At 68.4% G+C, this 19,348-nt stretch carries 21 protein-coding genes and 1 tRNA gene; 12 read left to right on the forward strand and 10 right to left on the reverse strand.

Annotated features, from left to right (window positions below; genetic code table 11):
- Positions 1–239: 239 nt before the first annotated feature.
- On the reverse strand, positions 240–497 hold the full coding sequence (locus AC1DHD_RS00715) for a metal-sensitive transcriptional regulator (protein ID WP_069950339.1): 258 nt from the start codon (positions 495–497) through the stop codon (positions 240–242).
- Positions 498–700: 203 nt separating this feature from the next.
- Here AC1DHD_RS00715 and AC1DHD_RS00720 point away from each other — a divergent pair, with 203 nt between their 5' ends.
- The 5 genes from AC1DHD_RS00720 (at position 701) to AC1DHD_RS00740 (ending at position 3,834) form a co-directional block, all read left to right on the forward strand.
- Positions 701–1,522, forward strand: coding sequence for an SGNH/GDSL hydrolase family protein (locus tag AC1DHD_RS00720; protein WP_476877871.1), 822 nt, complete (start codon positions 701–703; stop codon positions 1,520–1,522).
- A gap of 86 nt (positions 1,523–1,608) precedes the next feature.
- Positions 1,609–1,818, forward strand: coding sequence for a dodecin (locus AC1DHD_RS00725; protein ID WP_476877838.1), 210 nt, complete (start codon positions 1,609–1,611; stop codon positions 1,816–1,818).
- 17 nt (positions 1,819–1,835) lie between these two features.
- Positions 1,836–2,807 (forward strand): aldo/keto reductase, encoded by a 972-nt coding sequence (locus AC1DHD_RS00730; RefSeq protein WP_476877839.1) that lies wholly within the window; start codon positions 1,836–1,838, stop codon positions 2,805–2,807.
- Between the two features lie 216 nt (positions 2,808–3,023).
- Entirely contained in the window at positions 3,024–3,287 is a 264-nt protein-coding gene (locus tag AC1DHD_RS00735; RefSeq protein ID WP_476877840.1) for a GlsB/YeaQ/YmgE family stress response membrane protein, read from the forward strand.
- A 121-nt stretch (positions 3,288–3,408) separates the two neighbouring features.
- Positions 3,409–3,834 (forward strand): YtxH domain-containing protein, encoded by a 426-nt coding sequence (locus tag AC1DHD_RS00740; RefSeq protein WP_476877841.1) that lies wholly within the window; start codon positions 3,409–3,411, stop codon positions 3,832–3,834.
- 57 nt (positions 3,835–3,891) lie between these two features.
- On the opposite strand, the gene AC1DHD_RS00745 is transcribed toward AC1DHD_RS00740, so the two are convergent.
- The 5 genes from AC1DHD_RS00745 to AC1DHD_RS00765 form a co-directional block, all read right to left on the reverse strand.
- Positions 3,892–4,695, reverse strand: a complete 804-nt coding sequence (locus AC1DHD_RS00745; protein ID WP_476877872.1) for a putative protein N(5)-glutamine methyltransferase — start codon at positions 4,693–4,695, stop codon at positions 3,892–3,894.
- A 220-nt stretch (positions 4,696–4,915) separates the two neighbouring features.
- Positions 4,916–5,836 (reverse strand): serine/threonine-protein kinase, encoded by a 921-nt coding sequence (locus AC1DHD_RS00750; RefSeq protein ID WP_476877842.1) that lies wholly within the window; start codon positions 5,834–5,836, stop codon positions 4,916–4,918.
- On the reverse strand, positions 5,833–6,129 hold the full coding sequence (locus tag AC1DHD_RS00755; protein ID WP_476877843.1) for a hypothetical protein: 297 nt from the start codon (positions 6,127–6,129) through the stop codon (positions 5,833–5,835). Before AC1DHD_RS00755 ends, AC1DHD_RS00750 begins: the two co-directional genes overlap by 4 nt.
- Before the next feature lie 108 nt (positions 6,130–6,237).
- Positions 6,238–6,741, reverse strand: coding sequence for a MarR family winged helix-turn-helix transcriptional regulator (locus AC1DHD_RS00760; RefSeq protein WP_476877844.1), 504 nt, complete (start codon positions 6,739–6,741; stop codon positions 6,238–6,240).
- Between the two features lie 132 nt (positions 6,742–6,873).
- A tRNA-Lys gene (locus tag AC1DHD_RS00765) sits at positions 6,874–6,946 on the reverse strand.
- Between the two features lie 202 nt (positions 6,947–7,148).
- On the opposite strand from AC1DHD_RS00765, the gene AC1DHD_RS00770 reads away from it, so the two are divergent.
- The 3 genes from AC1DHD_RS00770 to AC1DHD_RS00780 all read left to right on the forward strand — a co-directional run bounded on the left by AC1DHD_RS00770 (position 7,149) and on the right by AC1DHD_RS00780 (position 9,813).
- Positions 7,149–7,805 (forward strand): hypothetical protein, encoded by a 657-nt coding sequence (locus AC1DHD_RS00770; protein WP_476877845.1) that lies wholly within the window; start codon positions 7,149–7,151, stop codon positions 7,803–7,805.
- Positions 7,806–8,177: 372 nt separating this feature from the next.
- Positions 8,178–8,795, forward strand: a complete 618-nt coding sequence (locus AC1DHD_RS00775) for a DUF47 domain-containing protein (RefSeq protein ID WP_476877846.1) — start codon at positions 8,178–8,180, stop codon at positions 8,793–8,795.
- A 1-nt stretch (position 8,796) separates the two neighbouring features.
- Entirely contained in the window at positions 8,797–9,813 is a 1,017-nt protein-coding gene (locus tag AC1DHD_RS00780; protein ID WP_476877847.1) for an inorganic phosphate transporter, read from the forward strand.
- A 45-nt stretch (positions 9,814–9,858) separates the two neighbouring features.
- On the opposite strand, the gene pstB is transcribed toward AC1DHD_RS00780, so the two are convergent.
- From pstB to pstS, 4 genes are all read right to left on the reverse strand, one after another.
- Complete coding sequence (pstB, locus tag AC1DHD_RS00785) at positions 9,859–10,638, reverse strand: phosphate ABC transporter ATP-binding protein PstB (RefSeq protein ID WP_476877848.1); 780 nt, start codon at positions 10,636–10,638, stop codon at positions 9,859–9,861.
- Positions 10,639–10,684: 46 nt separating this feature from the next.
- The gene (pstA, locus tag AC1DHD_RS00790; protein ID WP_476877849.1) at positions 10,685–11,794 is read right to left on the reverse strand and encodes a phosphate ABC transporter permease PstA; all 1,110 of its coding nucleotides are present in this window, start codon (positions 11,792–11,794) and stop codon (positions 10,685–10,687) included.
- Positions 11,795–12,727 carry a phosphate ABC transporter permease subunit PstC gene (gene pstC, locus AC1DHD_RS00795; RefSeq protein ID WP_476877850.1) on the reverse strand — a complete coding sequence of 311 codons (933 nt, stop codon included), beginning with the start codon at positions 12,725–12,727 and terminating at the stop codon, positions 11,795–11,797.
- Positions 12,728–12,846: 119 nt separating this feature from the next.
- Positions 12,847–13,965 (reverse strand): phosphate ABC transporter substrate-binding protein PstS, encoded by a 1,119-nt coding sequence (gene pstS / locus AC1DHD_RS00800; protein WP_476877851.1) that lies wholly within the window; start codon positions 13,963–13,965, stop codon positions 12,847–12,849.
- 261 nt (positions 13,966–14,226) lie between these two features.
- On the opposite strand from pstS, the gene AC1DHD_RS00805 reads away from it, so the two are divergent.
- The 4 genes from AC1DHD_RS00805 to AC1DHD_RS00820 all read left to right on the forward strand — a co-directional run bounded on the left by AC1DHD_RS00805 (position 14,227) and on the right by AC1DHD_RS00820 (position 19,340).
- A complete protein-coding gene (locus tag AC1DHD_RS00805) occupies positions 14,227–15,354 on the forward strand; it encodes an FUSC family protein (RefSeq protein ID WP_476877852.1) in 1,128 nt (375 codons plus the stop codon).
- 64 nt (positions 15,355–15,418) lie between these two features.
- Positions 15,419–16,792: a DNA repair protein RadA gene (gene radA / locus AC1DHD_RS00810; protein WP_476877853.1), complete on the forward strand. Its 1,374-nt coding sequence runs from the start codon at positions 15,419–15,421 to the stop codon at positions 16,790–16,792.
- Between the two features lie 134 nt (positions 16,793–16,926).
- Positions 16,927–17,268, forward strand: a complete 342-nt coding sequence (locus tag AC1DHD_RS00815; RefSeq protein ID WP_476877854.1) for an SHOCT domain-containing protein — start codon at positions 16,927–16,929, stop codon at positions 17,266–17,268.
- Positions 17,268–19,340: a copper-translocating P-type ATPase gene (locus AC1DHD_RS00820; protein WP_476877855.1), complete on the forward strand. Its 2,073-nt coding sequence runs from the start codon at positions 17,268–17,270 to the stop codon at positions 19,338–19,340. Before AC1DHD_RS00815 ends, AC1DHD_RS00820 begins: the two co-directional genes overlap by 1 nt.
- Positions 19,341–19,348: the final 8 nt, after the last annotated feature.

The following is a 19,348-nucleotide window of genomic DNA, read 5'->3' on the forward strand; positions in this document are numbered from 1 at the left end:
GCACAGGGCTGACCATCAAGGTGTGCCCCGCGACCACCAGGGCGAGGCAGAAGAACCGGACCAGGTCCAGGACCGGGTCCCGCTCCCGGCTGGCCGTGGCCGGGGCGCCTGCGGGCTGCTGCATGGCCCTCCTTGCCGGTGGGGCGCGGTTGCCGCCGGGTCAACCGGCCGCTCTCCCTCCATTTTCTGCCTCGTCGGGGGGAACACAAGGGGCCGGGATCAGCAGATCCCGTACGGGCTCAGGCGAGCGAGAGGAAGAGCTTTTCCAGTTCGGCGCGGTCCAGGCTGGGGTCTTCCTGTTGCATGCACTGCTGCAGGCCGGTCGCGATAATCGAGAAACCGGCCTTGTCCAGGGCGCTGGAGACGGCGGCCAGCTGGGTCACGACGCTCTTGCAGTCGCGGCCCTCTTCGATCATGCGCGTGACCGCCGCGAGCTGTCCCTGAGCGCGGCGCAACCGGTTGATAACCGGCTTCATGTCGGCGGGATCGAGTTCCATGGGTGCCTCCGGACGTTGAGTGGATTCATTCCATGATATACCCCCCTTGGTATCCGCCATACCCGGGTGGGTATCGAATGGCGTCCTCCAAGGCCCCGCTTGGGCGCGGGATCACCGCTTTTCGGGCCCTAAGTACCTAGTAGTAACAAGCCGGCGGGTGTCATGCTGGGGACGTGAACGCGGCCAGCTTCGGGAATCCGGTGATGGCTCGAAAAGGCGCCTCCGGCGCCCACCCGGGCCCCTGGAAACGCTACGTCGCCCTGGGAGACTCGTTCACCGCCGGCCTCGGCGATCCCGAGCCGCAGAGCCCGGGCGGGATGCGTGGCTGGGCGGATCGGATCGCCGAAGAATTCAGCACCGTGCGGCGCGACTTCTCCTACGCCAACCTGGCGGTCAACGGCCTTGTCCTGCAGCAGATCATCGACCAGCAACTGGCACCGGCGATCGCCCTGAAACCGGACCTCGTCACCCTCTCAGCGGGCGGCAACGACCTCGTCTTCCACCGGCGGGATCCCGATCGGCTCGCCGTGAGCCTGGACGCTGCGGTGGCGGCGCTGGCGTCCACCGGCGCTACCGTGGTCCTGTTCACCGGGCCGGACTGGGGGGACACTCCGGTCTTCGGCCACATCCGGGGCAAAGTGGCCGTCTTCAACGAGAACATCCGGACCATCGCCGCCCGCCACCACGGCGTGATCGCCGATCTCTGGTCCCTCCGGCAGTTGAGCGACCCGCAGATGTGGGATCCGGACCGCCTGCACTTCTCCCCCCTCGGCCACCACACCATCGCCGGAATGGTCCTTGACTCGCTGCAGGTGCCCCACAGCCTCAAGCCCCTGCAGCCCAAACCGCTGCCCGCCGGCACCTGGCGCGAGACGCGGGCCGGGGACCTCGCCTGGGCCACGCACTATCTCTTGCCCTGGATGATCCGGCGGGTCCGGCCCCGTGACGGCGAGACTCCGCCGGCCGCCAAACGCCCCGAGCCGGGGCCGGTTTTTGGTTCCCCCGCCAGCACCGCACGCCCCTAGTCCGGCCGCGCCGCGTCAGCTAGTCTGCAGGAACGGCCCGGCCACGGGGCGGAGACCCAGACCAATGACGATCACGAGGAGCCACGTTGCCTAACCACACCTACAGCATTTCTGAAATTGTCGGGACCTCAACCGAGGGCGTCGATGACGCGGTGCGCAACGGCATCGCCGAGGCCGCTAAGACACTCCGCAACCTGGACTGGTTCGAGGTCAAGGAAATCCGCGGGCACCTGGACAACGGGCAGGTGGCCGACTGGCAGGTCACCATCAAGCTCGGGTTCCGCCTGGAGCGCTAAGGTCCGGGAGGGCCGGGATGCAGTACACCCCGCTGGGCCGGTCCGGCCTGAAGGTTTCGCGCCTCTGTTTGGGCACCATGAATTTCGGTCCGCAGACCGCGGAGCAGGACGCACACGCGATCCTGGACGCCGCGCAGGATGCCGGAATCAACTTCGTCGACACCGCCAACGTCTACGGCGGGTCCAAGCGCCGCGGCTGGACCGAGGAGATCCTGGGCCGCTGGTTCGCCCGGGGCGGCGGCCGGCGGGAGCGGACCGTACTGGCCACCAAGGTTTTCGGCACCATGGCGGACCGGCCCAACGAATCCCGGCTCTCGGCCCTGCACATCCGCCACGCCCTCGACGCCAGCCTTCGCCGGCTCCAGACGGACCACATCGACCTCTACCAGTTCCACCACGTGGACCGGACCACGCCCTGGGAGGAGATCTGGCAGGCAGTCGACGTCGCAGTGCAGCAGGGCAAGATTGTGTACTCCGGCAGCAGCAACTTCGCCGGCTGGCACCTGACGCAGGCCCAGGAAGCCGCTGCGCGGCGGCACTCCAACGGGCTGGTCAGCGAGCAGTCCATCTACAACCTGCTCACCCGCAACGCCGAGCTCGAGGTGATACCCGCCGCGCAGCATTACGGCCTTGGGCTCCTGCCATGGTCCCCGCTGCACGGCGGCCTGCTGGGCGGGGTCCTCAAGAAGGAACAAGAAGGCGTCCGCCGGACCGAGGGCCGCGCCGTTGAGGCCCTCGGGAAACACCGGAACCAGATCCGCCGCTACGAGGACTTCGCGGACGGGCTCGGCTGCGGGCCCGGCGAGCTGGCCCTGGCGTGGCTGCTGCACCAGCCGGCGGTCACGGCCCCGGTGATCGGCCCGCGCACCCGGGAGCAGCTGGACGCCGCCCTCGGTTCGCTGGCGCTGGAACTCGACGCCGGCGCCCTGGAGCGGCTCGATGCCATTTTCCCTGGGCACCGGACCGCCCCGGAGGACTACGCCTGGTGAGCTGCGCCGGCAGACCAACGCAGCCCTCCGACGTCACCCTCCGGACCCTGCCGGGGGGTGTCAGCCGCGGAAACTTCCTGTGAATAGCGGGATTTTGCGGATTTTTCCCCGTTCCGAGTGGCGTTTTGATAGTAAGCATGATTAGTATTTACTCAGAAGGATGAAGCGCACCCGGCAACCCGGGTGTCTCCTCAATGAAAGAGAAGGGCCAATAAAATGGGTTTTTTCGCATTTCTAATTCTGGGTCTTATTGCCGGAGCAATCGCTAAGGCTATCCTGCCGGGTCGTCAGGGTGGTGGATGGCTCATCACGCTGGTCCTCGGTGTAGTAGGCGCTTTCTTGGGCGGCTGGCTCGGCGGCCTGATTTTCAATCGCCCGCTGGGCGGGTTCTTCGATCTTTACACGTGGATCCTCGCAATCGTCGGCGCGCTGATCGTGCTTGTTGTTTACGGCATGATCAGCAGGCGTTCGCACCGCTAAAGCGGTGAGACCGGAAAACCGGTCCCGGGATTAATTCCTGGGGCCGGTTTTTTGGTACTTGGCACGGTTTCAAGAGCAGCAAAAGCACCGATCTCAAGAGCATCAGGAGCAGGAGTACAGCATGAAAGCCAAACTTCTTTTCGGTACCGGCCTCGCGGCCGGGTTCGTCCTCGGATCCCGTTCGGGGCGGGCGGCCTACGAAAAACTCAAGGCCCGGGCCGCAGGCCTGTGGGAAAGCAAACCAGTCCAGGACAAGGTGGCCGCCGCCACGGAAGCAGTCAAGGAGAAGGCCCCCGAGGTTTCCGGCCAGCTCACCGAGGCCGCCCGCCGCGCCGGCACGGTGATCAGCTCCGCCGTCCACCGCGACGATTCGTCCGCAGACGACGGGAACGCCACACCGGCAACCGGCTCGGGCAGCGCGATCCCGGCTCACAGCACCCACCCGGGAACGCCTAACCTGGGCAGCTCCGGCGGCGTCCAAGCCGCCGGCGACCTCAAGGCCGACGACTCCGGGTCCGACACGCCCGCGGAGCCAGGCAAGCACTAAAGGTTTCGCCGAGAGCCCCGGCCCGGGCAGCACCGTCCGGGCCGGGGCTTTGGCATGCTATCCCGCGGATCCCGCCACCACCGTCGCGTCCCTCCGCCTGGAACTGTAGGCGCGGCCCGTGAGCCCACAGGCGGCAAATATTTCCAGCGTTAGCGGCGCCTGGCGGCGGCTGGTCTCGACCAGGACATGGCCGCCGGGGGCCAGCCATTCCGGCGCCCCTTCCGCGACCCGCCGCTGCAAGTCCAGGCCGTCGGGGCCGCCATCCAGGGAAGCCCGAGGTTCGTGCAGGCGCGCCTCGGGCGGCATGGCCCCGATCATCCCCGAGGGAACGTAAGGCGCATTCACCGCCAGGAGCTCCACCCGGCCGCGGAGGCGGCCCGGCAGGGCACCGTATAGGTCACCCTCGTGGACCTCACCGCCCAGCGGAAGGACATTCCGCCGCGCGCAGGCAACAGCGGCGGGGTCGACGTCGGCCGCGTGCAAGTCCAGGGGCCCCGCCATAGCCGCGAGCGCCGCCCCGACGGCGCCGGAGCCGCAGCAGAGATCCACCACCACCGGGGCCCCGCTCCCCCGGCGCCCACCCAGGATCCTGGCGGCCCGCCGGACCAGATACTCGGTCCGGCGGCGGGGTACAAAAACCTGCGGATCCACAGCGATACGGAGGCCACAGAACTCCGCCCAGCCCAGGACATGCTCCAGGGGCAGCCCGGCCACCCGCCGACTGACCAGCGCCTCAAGATCGCCGGGAGTCGCCGCGGCCGCCTCCAGCAGGGCCGCCTCGTCCTCGGCGAAGACGCAGCCGGCAGCGCGCAGCCGCAGAACCACCTGCGCCTGCGGGACCACGTCCGGCACCGACCTCACCACCCTTCGACGCGGCAGCCGCCGCCGTCTTCGTGGGCCCATCCTCATGGGCCCACCTCCGTGGGCCCATGCTATCCAAGGGGCTGCAGCAGCCGGGAGTCCTTCTCCCGCGGCGCGGCGACCCTGCCGGCCGGACCGGCGGCCGGACAGGCGGGAAAACAGCGGGGCCGGCACACGCAGTCTGCGTATGCCGGCCCCGCTGTTTCGGAGGGGTTTTGGGTCAGCCCGCAAGTTTCAGGGACGGTCCCGGGCGGGTAAGCCTGATGGCCAGCTTGAGCGCGGCCGCCGCGGCAGGCCGGCCGGCGGGGTCCATGGCAGTCATGGCAGTCAGCAGGGACTTCCAGCCGGAGCCCAGGCTGGCCGGGATCTCCGGAGCCCGCAGCGTGCGCGCCACCAGCGATTCCACGGGCGTCCCCGGGTAGGCCTTTACACCGGTGAGGCACTCGAGCAGCACCAGCCCCAGCGCGTAGATATCCGTGGCGGCGTGGACGGGTTTTCCGGCCGCCTGTTCCGGGCTCATGTAATGCACGGTTCCTGACGAGTCGCCGGGTTCCGGGGCCGCGCCTGCCGGGGTTGCGATCCCGAAGTCGGCGATTCGTACCGAACACCTCCGGAGCGCACTGAGCAGGATATTGGCGGGTTTGATGTCCCGGTGGACCATGCCCCTTGCGTGGACGTGCACCAGCCCGGACAACGCGGCGGCGGCCCAACCGGCCACCTCCGCCGGGTCCGAGGGGCCATTACGGAGCCGTTCGGCGAGGCTGCCGCCGTAGGCGAATTCCTCGACCAGGAACGGCCGGCCGGCCCATGGGTCGCCCGCCGGCACGGTGCCGGCGGCAACAAAGCCGACGACGGCGGGGTGGTCCAGGGACGCCAGGATGCGCGCTTCAGCGTGGATCCGGTTGGCATGCTTCTCCGCGGGCCCTTCGGCCACCTTGATGGCGACCGTGCGGTTACTGCTGAGGTCCGTGCCGCGGAAGACGGTGGCTGTCGCGCCGCGGCCCAGGAGTTCATGGACCAGGAATCGGCCGGCCGGAGCGCCTGGCATCGGCAGGACCTTGGCATCGAGCCCGGCTCCGGACGCGACGGGGACCGGGACGGGGTGGAGTTCAGCCGGGACGGGGACGGCGAGGATGCTCATGAAAGGGCTGCCAGCGCATTGGGCGTGTGGATGACGCCGTCGAGCTGGAAGCCGCAGGAGCAGCGCCAAACGGGCGGCAGCTGAGCGGTTCCGGCGTCGAACGAATACGCGGACGCGGCGACCAGCGCCGGCTCCGTCCATTCCATCGCCGTCCCGCAGTGGCTGGGCGCATTGTCCGCCGGATTGGCGGGCCCAACGGCGGCCGGTGCGAGCGGTTCTGCCGGGAAGTGCGGCGCGGAGAACGGGGCCGCACCGGCCTCCGGACCGCCGTCGATCGTCAACAACTCAGTCACGACTCCTCCACGCAAACGAATATCTGACACAAGTAGTAAGCATACATATAACTAGCTCAACTAACTAGTTAAGGTGGCTAGCTATTTTGTCAGCGTCCTGCGGCAGGGTCAGTGGCTGGCTGTGTGCTCGTCGAGGGCTTCCGTCATCCGCCGGAGGAAGCCCACCACAATGCGGCTTTCGTCCGGGGTGAGCTCCTCGGCCACAGCCAGCATCCTGCGGTGCATTTCGCCCAGTGTGGCCCGAACCTCGGAGTCCGTTGCCGAGGTGGGGACGATCACCAGGGAGCGGCGGTCGGTGGGGTGCGGTTCGCGGCGCACGTGGCCGCTGCTGACGAGCCGGTCGATCAGGGAGGTGGTGGACGCCGTCGTAATCCCCAGGGTGCGGCTGAGATCCTTGGGGCCGACCCGCTCCCCGGCCGACTGGGCGCGCAACAGGTAGCGCAGGGCCAGCAGGTCGGTCTCGCCCATACCCATGGAGTCGCGGGTGGAGCGCCGGGTCGCAACCTCGGCGGCCCGGTAGCCGCGCAGCGCCTGGAGGACGGCGGTGGGCGGGTCGAGCCGCTCATCCGGCCCATACCAGTACCCTGAGGCTGCAACGCTGTCCGAAGTCATCCTATAATCCTAGCCGAACTTATAACTAGACAGACGTACTTCATCGCGGCCACCTTCCGGCCCGGGACGCAAAAAACCCCCGGCTTCCTGTCGCCAGGATGCCGGGGGTTTTTCCACTCTTCGCTAAAAGAGTGGGCCCTGTGGGGATCGAACCCACGACCCACGGATTAAAAGTCCGATGCTCTACCAGCTGAGCTAAAGGCCCCAGCCGGCAACCCCGACGGCGGGAATTCCTGCCGTCGGCGGGCACGCCGGCCCAGTCCATTTCTGGACGTTAACACTGTACCCCAGAGATCCGTTCGCTTTGTCACCCTGCGCCGCGCGCCGTCGTCGTCCGCTCCCGGCCCTTTGCCCCGGGGGTAGGGGCATGCTCGATTCCCGGAATGCACAGGAGTAGCGTGGTGGCCATGAGCGAGCAAGCAGGAGCCAGCAGCCCGGGACCGCACCGCCACCACAAGCCCAAGCCCTTCGCGCCGATCGATTTCGAGCCGTTCGCCGGCGGCGCCGATCCGGCCCGGGTTTCAGAGGCGGCCCACCTCGCAGCCCAGGCCCTCGTCCGCCGCGGGCGGGACAGCGACGATCCCAAGGTGACGCGGCGGCTGGTCAAACTGGCCGACGAACAAGGCCTCGATTCCATCGCCGAGATGTGGGCGGAAAGTCCTGCACGGTCCCTTCCGGGCGCCCTGTGGCGGCTCTACGCCCTGCGCGCCGCCACCATCCGGGATCCCGAGCGGATCTCCGTTTACTTCAAGGCCGGCAAGGACACCGCCCAGGTGTCCCATGTGGTGGCCGGTGCCGCAGAACCTCCGGGGGCCGATGAAATGAAGTCGATGGCGGACGCCATCCTCTCCGGCGCCTTCGACGGCGAATTCGACGTGGCCCTGGAACGCTCCGCCGCTTTCTGCCGGGTGGTGGCACTGGGCCAGGCCACGCTCGCGGACGGCGCCGAGCACAGCAACGCGAACCACGCGAGCAAGCTCACACGCAATTCGCACCTGCTGGTCAAGACCGCCGAGGACCTTGAGCACGCCGCCAACGCCTGGCGCCTGGGCGAGCTGGACTAGTCCCCGGCCGCACCGGCGCGGCGCCGTTTTCCGCGGCTTCGCACTGCTTTGTGCCCGCTTCTACGCCCGCCCAGGATCGGCTGTCAAGACGCACGACGGAGCCCGGCTGTCAATGTTGACTTGGTCCCGCTGACGTAGAAAACTAAAGGCGGTGCCGAGCCGCGAAACCCCCGGGCTTCAACATTTAGCCGCCTAGAGCGGCCTACCGCCGAGAGGCGTATCCGGTTCGGCACCATTTTCATGCCCTCCCCCGGGGCAAGCGGTTCCCGTAGTGCGATTTGCTGGCAGTAAAGTATTTCCCATGCGCGGGTCACGTTCCACGGCCGGCAGTCCATACCCGTGTAAGCGTCGTCCGGAGACCGGTACCCCCACGTGAAGCTGCGCCTTTTCCCCCAGGAGCCCGCCGGGCTGAACCTGCTGTCCCAGATGGCCCACCAGATCGCCGTGGCCACCGGGACCCTCTCGGAGATCCTCGGCGCCCCCGCCACGGAGCACTCCCGCCTCGTAGAGGACATGCACGATCACGAGGCGAAGTCGGCGGAGCTGCACTTTGCCCTCCTGACGCACATGCGGACCAGCTTCCTGAACCCGCTCCCCCGCGAAGACATGTACGCGCTCTCCCGCTACCTCAACGAGGCCATGGAGAAGCTGGACGCCGCGGCGGACCTCGTATTCCTCTACAAACTCGAGCGGTTGCCCAAGCGCGCGGCCGACCAGCTGGAGATCATCAGCCGGCAGGCCGAGCTCACCGTCGAGGCCATGCGCCAGCTGAACAACCTGGACGACCTCGAGGACTACTGGATCGAAGTCCTCCGGCTCACCAAACGCGCGGAGCGGACCCACCGGGTCTGGGTGGCGGACATGCTCAAGGACATGAAGTCGGCCCAGTACGCCCGCAACCGGGATATCGCTGACCAGCTGGTGGAGGTCACCAAGGACATGCGCCGGATCGCCACCCAGGTTGGCAGCATCATCGTCAAGGAATCCTAGAGTGGCGGTGGCCTTCTTTGCCCTGGTGGTTCTCTTCGCCGGGGCATTCGCCTTTCTGAACGGCTTCCGCGACGCCTCGTCCTCGGTTGCCCTTGCCGTCCGGACCCGGGCCCTGACCCCCACCGTCGCCGTGCTCCTGGCCGGGCTGTTCAACTTCATCGGCGCCGGGCTCAGCGCCGCCCTGGCGCTGGAGGTCAGCCGGACATGGGTGGTCCTCCCTTCGGGCGGGAACGGCCTCACCATCCTCATTGCCGGGCTGCTCAGCGCCGTCCTGTGGGGCATCTACACCTGGTGGCGGGGCATCCCGTCCTCGTCCACGCACGCCCTGGTGGGCGGCCTGGCCGGGGCCGGCGTCGCCAGCGTTGCCGTGGGCGGACATTCGGTGCTGGGGGTGGACCAGTCGCTGCTCGTCCAGGTTGTCCTGCCCCTGCTGCTCTCCCCCGTCATCGCCTTCGCCGGAGCATACCTCCTGGTCTGGCCTGCCACCTGGGCGGCCCGCTACACCCCGCCGAGCGTGGTGAACAGCCGATCCCGCCGCGCCCAGGCCATCGCCGCGGGCGCCGTAGCCTTTGGCCACGGGCTGCAGGACGGCCAGCGCACCAGCGCCGTGCTGATCCTCGGAATGCTGGGCGCAGGCTTCCCCGTGGGCGACTCCACGCCTGTCTGGGTGGCCCTGGTGACCGCGGGCATGCTGACGGCAGGGACCCTGGCCGGGGGCTGGCGGATCTCGTACACCATCGGCTACCGGCTGGTCCGGGTTGACCCCCTGCACGGCTTCGTGGCGCAGTTCTTCAGCAGCGTCATCCTCCTGGTGGGCGCGATCGGCCTGCACTGGCCGATCTCCACCACCCACACGGTCACCTCGGCCGCGCTGGGGTCGGGGACCAACCAGGGATACACGGCCACTAACCGGCGGCTGGTGCTCCGGATCCTCGCGTTCTGGGGGCTCACGCCGGTGCTCACCGCCGCGGTGGCCTTCGTCCTGGAACTGGCCCTCTCACCCCTCGCGGGGTTCTAGGGACCCCTCCGGCCCCGCGGGACCCGTTGATTGGCCGGGCGGGGTTTATCCGAAGCGGCCGGAAACGTAATCCTCGGTGGCTTTTTCGGTCGGGTTGCTGAAGATGGTGTGCGTGTCGCCGTACTCGATCAGCTTGCCAGGCTTGCCGGTGCCGGCGATGTTGAAGAACGCGGTCTTGTCCGAGACGCGGGCGGCCTGCTGCATGTTGTGGGTCACGATCACCACGGTGTATTCGTCCTTGAGCTCGTTGATGAGATCCTCAATGGCGAGCGTGGAGATCGGGTCCAGCGCGGAGCAGGGCTCGTCCATCAGGATCACCTGCGGCTCCACAGCAATGGCGCGGGCGATGCAGAGGCGCTGCTGCTGCCCGCCGGAGAGGCCGGAGCCCGGCTTGGCCAGGCGGTCCTTGACCTCGTTCCAGAGGTTGGCGCCGCGCAGGGACCGCTCCACCAGGGAGTCAGCCTCGCCCTTGGAGATCTTCTGGTTGTTCAGCTTCACGCCGGCCAGGACGTTGTCCCGGATGGACATGGTCGGGAACGGGTTGGGCCGCTGGAAGACCATGCCGATCTGCGAGCGGACCGTCACGGGGTCCACGCCGGGGCCGTAGAGGTTGTCGCCGTCGAGCAGTACTTCGCCCTCCACCCTCGCGCCGGGGATGACTTCGTGCATCCGGTTCAGGGTGCGCAGGAAGGTGGACTTGCCGCAGCCCGAGGGGCCGATGAAGGCGGTGACGGACTTGGCGTCGATGTTGATGTTCACGTCTTCTACGGCCAGGAATTTGCTGTAGTAGACATTCAGGTCTTTGACGTCGATGCGCTTAGACATGCTGTTCCTTCACTTGTGGAGATAGGGACCGGGTGCCGGCCGTGGCCTAGCGGCCGGCCTTCGGGGCGAAGATGCGGGCGACCAAGCGGGCGGCCAGGTTGAGCAGCATCACGAGGATAATGAGGACCAGGGCCGCGCCCCAGGCGCGCTGGTCGGAGGGACCCGGGTTGGACGGCGACGTCGGGTTGAGGATCTGGGTGTAGATAAAGGTCGGCAGCGAGGCCATCCAGCCGCCAAAGACGTTGTTGTTGATGGACGTCGCGAAACCGGCGGTGACCAGGATCGGAGCTGTCTCGCCGATCACCCGGGCAATCGCCAGGGTGACGCCGGAGGCGATACCGGAGATCGCCGTCGGGATGACCACCTTGAGGATGGTCCGCCACTTGCGGACGCCGAGGGCGTAGGCGGCCTCGCGCAGTTCGTTCGGGACGATCTTGAGCATTTCCTCGCTGGAGCGGACCACCACCGGGATCATGAGGACGGAGAGCGCGACGGCGGCGACGGCGCCGGTTTTGGTGCCGGGGCCGACGACGACGAAGAAGAACGCTGCGGCGAAGAGGCCGGCCACGATCGAGGGGATGCCGGTCATCACGTCGACGAAGAAGGTGATGGCCCGGGCCAGTGCTCGGTCCTCACCATATTCGACCAGGTAGATCGCGGTCAGCAGGCCCACCGGCACGGAGATGACCGTGGCCAGCAGGGTGATCTGCACGGTGCCGATCAGCGCGTGGTAGATGCCGCCCAGGACCGGGGCGCCTTCTTCGGCGGCCTTGTTGTCGAAGGCGCCGGTGACGCCGTTCATCGACGTGCCCAGGAAGCCGGGGTCGACCAGGCCGGGCAAGCCCTTGACCAGCACGGTCCAGATCACGGAGATCAGCGGGAGCAGGGCGATCAGGAAGGCGCCGACCACCAGGCAGGTGGCCAGCTTGTCCTTGGCCCTGCGGGAGCCTTCGACGACGGCGCTCCAGCCGACGAGGCCGGCGGCGAAGAGCAGCGCTGAGACGATGCCCCAGCCGAAGGCGTTAAAGCCGACCAGTGCCAGGATGGCGGCGCCGATGACCAGGGCGAGGGCCAGGACAATGTAGGGCGCGGCCTTGGGAAGCTGGCCCTTGGTCAGGGCGGAGCGTTTGCGGACCGGAGTCAGGGTGGAGGTCATCTAGTTGGCTCCCGAGAATTCTTTGTGCCGGGTGATGATCCACCGGGCAATCATGTTCACGCCGAGCGTGATGACGAACAGCACCAGGCCGGCGGCGATCAGCGTGCTCACCTTCAGGCCGCTGGCTTCGGGGAAGTTCAGCGCGATTTCGGCGGCGATGGTCTGGTTGCCGGACTGGATCAGGCTTGCGGTCAGCGCACCGGAGGACAGGACCAGGGCGACGGCCATGGTCTCGCCCAGGGCGCGGCCCAGGCCCAGCATCACGGCGCTGACGATTCCGGGGCGGCCGAACGGCAGTACGGCCATTCGGATCATTTCCCAGCGGGTGGCGCCGAGCGCGAGGGCGGCTTCCTCGTGCAGCTTGGGGGTCTGCAGGAAGATTTCGCGTGAGAGCGAGGTGATGATCGGCAGGACCATAACCGCCAGGACGATGCCTGCGGTCAGGATGGTTTTGCCGGTGGCGGAGGCCGGCCCCTGGAAGATGGGCAGCCAGCCGAGGTTCTTGGCGAGCCAGTCGTAGGCGGGCGCGATTTCCTTGGCGAGGAACGCCGCACCCCAGGCGCCGTAGACGACGGAGGGGATGGCGGCCAGAAGGTCCACCACGTAGCCGAGGCCGGAGGCCAGCCGGCGCGGGGCGTAGTGCGAGATGAAGAGCGCGACGCCGATGGATACCGGGGTGGCGATGACCAGGGCGATGACGGCCGCGATGAGCGTGCCGATGACGATCGGCCAGATGTAGGCGAAGAATCCGTTGCCGCCCTGGATGTCGGCGGCGGGTGCGGTGAACGCCGGGATGGCCTGGACGACCAGGAAGAGCGCAACGCCGAACAGCACAGCGAGGATCAGGCAGCCTGCTGCGAGGGTGGCCCCTGAGAAGACTTTGTCCCCGGCACGTCCTGCGCCCTGGGGTTTGGTCAGGGAGGTGGAGGTCATACCCGGCCCTTCGGTGTTGGTGTTGCGGAAGTGCGAAAACTGGAAAACTGCGGGAACGCGGCTAAGTTCCCCGTCCCGCCGGGCGGCGGGGCGGGGAACTCAGCGGTTCAGTTCAAACCTTACGACTTGACCTTGATGGATTCGACAGCCTTCACAGCCTTTTCGGCCAGGGTGGAGGAGATCGGAGCCGACTTGGCGGACTCGGCGGCAGCCTTCTGGCCCTCGGAGGAGAGCACGTACTTCTCGAAGGACTTGACCAGGTCTACGGTCTCCTGCTTGTCGTAGGTGCTGCAGAGCACGTGGTAGGAAACCAGGACAACCGGGTAGGCGCCGGATTCGGTGGTGGTGCGGTTGAGCTTGATGGCGAGGTCGTTGGCGCCACGGCCTTCGACGGGCTTGCCCAGGTCCACGGCCTTGGAAGCGGCTTCCGGGGAGATCTTGACGAACTCGGAGCCGACCTTGATCTCGGCGGTACCCAGCTTGCCGCTGACGGCAGAGTCGTCGGCGTAGGTGACCGCACCCGGGGTGTCGGTGACCGTCTTGACGACGCCGGAGGTGCCCTTGGCGTTCTCGCCCTTCAGCGAGGATGGCCACACACCATCGGCCTTGTCCTTCCAGACATCGGGAGCCGCGGCGGAGAGGTAGTCGGTGAAGTTCTTGGTGGTGCCGGAGTCATCGGAGCGGTTGACCGGGGTCACCTTGAGGTCCGGGAGCTTGGCGTCCGGGTTCAGGGCGACGATGGCGGGGTCGTTCCACTTGGCGATTTCGCCGCGGAAGATCTTGGCCGCGGTGGGGGCATCGAGCTTGATGTCCTTGACGTCCGGGATGTTGAAGGCGATGGCGATCGGCGAGATGTAGACCGGAACCTCGACGGCGCCGTCGGGGCCGCACTTGTCCTTGGCCTTGGCGAGCTCTTCGTCCTTCAGGTAGGCATCGGAGCCGGCGAACTGGGCCGAGCCGTCGAGGATGGCCTTGCGGCCTGCGCCGGAACCGTCCGGGGAGTACTGCACGTTGACGCCCTGGTTCGCGGAGGCGAAGTTGGTCTTCCACACGTCCATGGCCGCGCCCTGAGCGGAGGAACCAATGCCGGTCAGCGTGCCGGTAACCTTCGGGCCCGACGCCGCAGCGGTGCCTGCCGCGGTGTTGGTTGCGTTGTCCGAACCGCAAGCGGTGAGCGCGAGTGCGCCGGCTGCGATAACAGCGATGGCCGCGTTGCGGCCGAAGCGTGATGCCTTCACTAGATGTACCCCTTCCAGGGTTATTCAGATGCGTGCCGGACCGGAGACGTCCGGGCGATAAAGACGGTGGGTACGGTTTGTACCTCTATCGAAGTTAAGGGCCCCAGGTGAAGGGAAATGTGGCCCAAAGTGAACGACAGGTTAACGACGTCGGACCATTGGTCGACAACTGACGGTTCGCAGTTGCGTTGGCTGCGTCACAGTCGTAGGGGCCGGTGGTGCGCAACCCGGCGGTCCCCGGACTGCAAATAGACTGGGGGCATGGCCGCCGCTACTGGATTCACCGCAAGCGCACGATTCCTGCGCGGCCGGGTCCGCACCGGGTTCATCCGGAGCCGGAAGTCGCTGGTACCGGCCGTCCAAATGACGGCCTGCGCGGTGGGGGCCTACGCCTTCGCCGAGTACGTCCTGGGCCACACCGGGCCGCTGTTCGCCGCCACCTCCTCCCTGATCGCACTGGGCTTCTCCCGCGATCCGCGGCTGCGGCGGGTCGTGGAAGTGGGCCTGGGCTGCACCATTGGCATTGTGGTGGGGGACCTGCTCCTGCACTGGCTGGGCGCCGGGATCTGGCAGGCCGCCGTCGTGCTCCTGTTCTCCATCCTGCTGGCCCGGTTCCTGGACAGCGGGACCATTTTCACCACCCAGCTGGGCCTGCAGTCCCTGCTGGTGGTGCTGCTGCCGGCGCCGGCCGGCGGGCCGTTTACCCGGAGTATCGACGCGGTGGTGGGCGGCGGTTTCGCGCTCCTGGTGACCTTCCTTATCCCCAAGGACCCCCGCCGCGAACCCCGCAACGACGTCAAGAAGCTGCTGCACGAACTGGCGGAGGTGCTCCGAGAGTGCTCCGCCGCCCTCACCAACAGCGATTCCACCCAGGCGTGGCACGCGCTGATCCGGGGCCGGAACTGCCAGCCCATGGTCGACGCGATGCGCCAGACGCTGCGTTCCTCCGGGGAGGTCGCCACACTGGCCCCCGCCTACCGCCGGTACCGGGACGAGTTGGACCGGCTGGCGCAGTCGGTGGACTTTATCGATTTGGCCCTCCGTAACAGCAGGGTTTTCGCGCGTCGGCTGACCAGCGCCATCAACCACGCCGCGCTCTCCGACGAGGCCACGGAGAACATTGCCGAGGTCCTGCAGGAGACGGCGGCGGCGATCGATGAACTGGGACTGGGCCTGGCAGAGGTCAACGACAGTGTCCGCCGGGCCCACCTGCGCACGGCCCGGGTGGAACTGAGCGAAACCGCGGGCCGGCTGCACCCCCGGCTGCTGGACGTGCAGCGGCTCGAGGGGGAAACCGTGGTGATGCTGTTCCGCCCCCTGATGGTGGACCTGCTCGAGGCCTCCGGCCTGGACCCGGACGACGCCCGGGACCTGCTTCCCGCCCTCTAGGACCGCACCGTGCGGCCGCCCGGAACCGCACCGGAATGTCAGCGCCCGCGGCTAGGGTGGAGCAATGGCAACAAAGACTTCCCGGGCCGCCAAGGCACCGGGCTATAAATGCGCGGAATGCGGCTGGACCACAGCCAAGTGGGTTGGCCGCTGCGGCGAGTGCCAGGCCTGGGGCACGGTGGAAGAGACAGGCGCCGCGGTGGCGCGGACGACGGCGGCCACCACCGTTCTGGAGCCGGCCCGCCGGATCGCCGAGGTGGACGCGACGACGGCGGCATTCCTTCCCACCGGGGTGGATGAACTGGACCGGGTGCTGGGCGGTGGCCTGGTTCCCGGTGCCGTGATCCTGCTGGCCGGCGAGCCCGGCGTGGGCAAGTCCACGCTGCTGCTGGACGTCGCGGCCAAGTTCGCCCGGACCGCGCAGGACGTCCTGTATGTCACGGGCGAGGAGTCCGCGGCGCAGGTGAAGCTGCGGGCGGACCGGATCGACGCCGTCGCCGAGTCCTTGTACCTCTCCGCCGAAACGGACCTCGGGCAGGCGCTGGGGCAGGTGGAAAAACTCGAACCCCGGCTGCTGATTGTGGATTCGGTCCAGACACTCAGCAGCGCCGACGTCGAGGGCAGCGCCGGCGGCGTCTCCCAGGTCCGGGAGGTCACGGCCTCGCTGATTGCCGCCGCCAAACGCCGCAATATGACCACCCTGCTCGTGGGGCACGTGACCAAGGACGGTTCGATCGCCGGGCCCCGGCTGCTGGAACATCTGGTGGATGTTGTCTGCCAGTTCGAGGGTGAGCGGCACTCCCGGCTGCGGCTGCTGCGTGCCGTGAAAAACCGGTACGGCCCCACTGACGACGTCGGCTGCTTCGACCTGAACGAGGACGGCATTGTGGGGCTGGCGGATCCCAGCGGCCTGTTCGTCTCGCGCACGAAGGATCCCGTCTCCGGAACGTGCATCACGGTGACGCTGGAGGGCCGCCGGCCGCTGCTGGCCGAGGTCCAGTCCCTGCTCGCCGAAAGCGCCAACGCGCAGCCGCGCCGGGCCACCAGCGGCCTGGACAGCTCCCGGGTGGCGATGCTCCTGGCCGTGCTGCAACAGCGTGCCGGCTGCCTGCTGCATAAGGATGACTCCTACGTCGCGACCGTCGGCGGTGTAAAGCTCAGCGAGCCCGCCACCGATCTTGCCGTGGCCCTGGCGGTGGCGTCCGCGAAGGCCAAGAAACCGCTTCCCCAGCGGCTCATCGCGTTCGGCGAGGTGGGCCTGGCCGGTGAGGTTCGTCCGGTGCCCGGTATCAACCAGCGCATCCAGGAGGCCCACCGGCTGGGGTTCACCCACGCCGTGGTGCCTGCCAGCCCGAACGGCCCCGGCCCCGTCCCGGCCGGGTTCTCCGTCCGCGAGGTGGGCCACCTCGCCGAGGCCCTGGGGTTGCTCATCAGCTGACGGCAACGGACCGCCGGGCCGCTCAACGACGGCGGCGGCCCCTCGCGTGCCGCGGGACGACTTAGGACCCTAGCGCCCACCCCCGCTCCGGCGCACCATGGGAGCAACAGCTTCTCGGAGCGGAGGGACCGGACATGATGTGGGGTTACGGGCAGAACCTGTGGTGGATGTGGCTCTGGGGCATGATGCTCCTGGTCGGAATCGCTGTGCTTGTGCTGCTGGCGGTGCGGGTGTTCGGCGGGACGGGGCACGGCCTGCCTCCGGGCCTGGGGCATCCGGGAGTCCTGGGCCAGCCCGGACACCCCGGCGTGGCCGCCCACCCGGGCCAGCCCGGCCCGGGCCAACCCGGACCGGGTCCGGGGTTCCCCGCCGGCAAGAGCCAGGCCCGGCTGATCCTCGACGAACGCTTCGCACGGGGTGAGCTCACCGTGGAACAATACCGGGACCACGTGAAGGAACTCGGCGAGGGCCCGTAGTGTTCCCGACGGTCCAGCCGCACGGACATCACGGGCATGATGCGGAGCAGGCGGGCGGCGACGATGACCATCTGGTCCACAGCCACGGACAGCACGCGGGCCACAGTGTGGCGATGTTTAGGAACAGGTTCTGGCTGACCCTGGCGCTGTCCGTCCCAGTGGTGCTGTTCAGTCCCATGTTCGGTGACCTGCTGGGCTACCGGCCGCCGGAGTTTCCCGGCTCGGCCTGGGTTCCGCCGCTGCTGGGCACCGTGGTGTTCCTCTACGGCGGCCAGCCGTTCCTGAAGGGCGGCTTCACCGAACTGACGTCCCGCCGGCCGGGCATGATGCTGCTGATCGGCATGGCCATCACCGTCGCCTTTGCCGCCTCGTGGGCCACCAGCGTGGGCGTTGGCGGCTTTGACCTGGACTTCTGGTGGGAACTGGCGCTGCTGGTGACGATCATGCTGCTGGGGCACTGGCTCGAGATGCGTGCGCTCGGCTCGGCGCAGGGTGCGCTGGACGCCCTGGCCGCGCTCCTTCCTGACGAGGCGGAGCGGGTCACGGACACCGGCACGGAGACAGTCAAAGTTTCCGAGTTGGCCGGCGGCGATACGATCCTGGTCCGGCCCGGCGGCAGGATGCCGGCCGACGGCACAGTCCTTGATGGCCGTGCCGACTTCGACGAATCCATGATCACCGGTGAATCCAGGACCGCCCTCCGCTCCCCCGGCGACGCCGTGGTGGCGGGAACCGTCGCCACGGATAACAGCGTCCGGGTCCGGGTCTCGGCCATCGGGGCGGACACCGCGCTGGCCGGAATCCAGCGCCTCGTGGCCGAAGCCCAGGCGTCCTCGTCGCGGGCGCAGGCCCTGGCGGACCGGGCCGCGGCCTTCCTGTTCTACTTCGCCGCCGGTGCCGGTGTGGTGACGTTCGCGGTCTGGACCCTGCTGGGCAGCGTGGCCGACGCCGTTGAACGCACCGTGACCGTCCTGGTGATCGCCTGCCCGCACGCCCTCGGCCTGGCCATCCCGCTGGTCATCGCGATCTCCACGGAACGGGCGGCCCGCGCCGGGGTGCTGATCAAGAACCGGATGGCGCTGGAACGGATGCGCACGGTCGACGTCGTGCTGTTCGACAAGACCGGAACGCTGACGCAGGGCGCCCCGGAGGTCCGCGCTGTGACCGTCCCCGCAGGGGAGAAAGAGGACCATATCCTGGCCCTCGCCGCCGCCGTGGAAGCGGACAGTGAGCATCCCGCGGCCCGGGCGATCGTCCGAGCAGCCCGCGGACGCGGCCTTGGAATCCCCGCCGCCACGGACTTCACTTCGCTGACCGGCCGGGGTGTCAGCGCCCTAGTGGAAGGCAGGCGGCTCCACGTGGGCGGCCCGGCGCTGCTGCGGGAACTCGGCGCCGCCGAACCCGCCGAGCTGGCCACCACCACTGCCGGCTGGGCGGACCGGGGTGCGGCCGTGCTGCACGTCATCGAGGGACGCAGTGTGCTCGGAGCCCTGGGCCTGGAGGACGCGGTCCGTCCGGAGTCCGCGCAGGCCGTGGCCGCGCTGCAGCAGCGCGGCATCAAGGTTGCCATGATCACCGGTGACGCCCGGCAGGTGGCGGCGGCCGTCGCGGCGGAGCTGAACATTGACGAGGTCTTCGCCGAGGTCCTCCCAGCGGACAAGGACCAGAAAGTCGCCGAGCTGCAGGGCCGCGGCCTGAAGGTGGCGATGGTGGGCGATGGCGTCAACGACTCCCCCGCCCTGGCAAGGGCCGAGGTAGGCATGGCCATCGGCGGCGGTACGGATGTGGCCGTGGAGTCCGCGGGGGTGGTCCTGGCCGGCAACGACCCCCGTGCGGTGTTGTCCATGGTGGACCTGTCCCGGGCCAGCTACCGCAAGATGTGGCAAAACCTGGTCTGGGCCACGGGCTACAACGTCATCGCCGTGCCCCTGGCCGCCGGGGCCCTGGCCTTCGCCGGAATTGTGCTCTCCCCCGCGGCCGGCGCCGTCCTGATGTCCGCCTCGACCATTGTGGTGGCCCTCAACGCCCAGCTCCTGCGGCGCCTGCACCTCAATCCGGCCCGGGTCGGCTAGGCGCCCGC

This window comes from Arthrobacter sp. 05L45_2, from assembly GCF_056397525.1.